Source organism: Mycobacterium sp., assembly GCF_008709575.1.
GTDB lineage: Bacteria > Actinomycetota > Actinomycetes > Mycobacteriales > Mycobacteriaceae > Mycobacterium.
Genome location: NZ_VYIK01000454.1, coordinates 1 through 259, shown reverse-complemented (window position 1 = coordinate 259; position 259 = coordinate 1). Strand labels below are relative to the sequence as shown.

General features: G+C 69.5%; 1 protein-coding gene. It reads left to right on the top strand.

Annotation, left to right across the window (positions count from 1 at the left end; translation table 11 throughout):
• The coding region (locus F6Q13_RS19555) for a transposase (protein WP_293060030.1) at positions 1-259 on the top strand (259 nt) is incomplete at both ends.

Here is a 259-nt window from a genome sequence, read left to right as displayed (position 1 = left end):
ACCGCCGCAACGGCTACCGGGACCGCCCCTGGGACACCAGGGCGGGCAGTATCGGGCTTCGGATCCCCAAGCTCAGGGCGGGCAGCTACTTTCCTGACTGGCTGCTTGAGCGCCGCAGGCGGGCCGAGGAGGCCCTCACCACGGTGGTGGCCACCTGCTACCTGCTCGGGGTCTCGACGCGGCGCCTGGAGCGCTTGGCGGAGGCTCTGGGCATCACGAGGCTTTCGAAGTCCCAGGTGTCGGAGATGGCCAAGGAGCT